Source organism: Stenotrophomonas sp. SrG, from assembly GCF_050031795.1.
GTDB classification, from domain to species: domain Bacteria; phylum Pseudomonadota; class Gammaproteobacteria; order Xanthomonadales; family Xanthomonadaceae; genus Stenotrophomonas; species Stenotrophomonas rhizophila_A.
Map to the genome: position 1 here is coordinate 1 of NZ_JBNBBE010001297.1, position 236 is coordinate 236.

Sequence of the window (236 nt, forward strand, 5' to 3'; positions counted from 1 at the left end):
CCCGGGCGGTGTTCATCCAATGGTTGACCAAGGCCGGGCACGCAGTGCTCGAGGCCGGCAACGCCGAGGACGGGATCAAGCTCGTCCAGGAACACCAGCCGCAGCTTGTGCTGATGGACTTGGTGCTGCCGGGCATGAGCGGCTTCCAGGCGACCCGCGCGCTGAACCGCGATGAGATGACCAAGGCCATCCCGGTGATCATCGTCAGTACCAAGGCGATGGAAACCGACAAGGCA

1 protein-coding gene is annotated in these 236 nt (G+C 64.0%); it reads left to right on the forward strand.

Annotated features, from left to right (window positions below):
- Window positions 1-236: response regulator (locus ACQG3P_RS23605; RefSeq protein ID WP_426806405.1), on the forward strand; the 236-nt coding region annotated here is incomplete at both ends.